This window comes from Luteibacter sp. SVR4-7G, from assembly GCF_056755555.1.
This window is the reverse complement of record NZ_JBPGXO010000124.1, coordinates 1-238: the sequence shown is the minus strand read 5'-3', so window position 1 is coordinate 238 and position 238 is coordinate 1. Positions and strand designations below refer to the sequence as shown.

Genomic DNA, 238 nt, shown 5'->3' with positions numbered 1-238 from the left:
TGACGATCCTGGGTATTCCCGCGGTCGACGCCACCGCGACCGTAATCGAGCCGGGAATCGATGGCCGCACGGCCGAAGCGAGGGAGGAAGGTGTCGAGCAGGGGGCCGGAACGCTTCTCTACAGCGTTCCGGTGGGCAGCGTCTTTGGCCGGCCCCGCGCCGGTAGCGCAGAGACGGACGCGCCGGCGTTCGTACCGCCGCGGCGGGTCAATGGAAGGCTCGGCTATCCCCTGGGTCC

Annotated in this window: 1 protein-coding gene; it reads left to right on the top strand. The window is 69.7% G+C overall.

The window, feature by feature from the left end; translation table 11 throughout:
• Nucleotides 1-238, top strand: a 238-nt coding sequence (locus ACR9ZH_RS18475) for a hypothetical protein (protein ID WP_481292223.1), incomplete at both ends; no start/stop codon positions are given.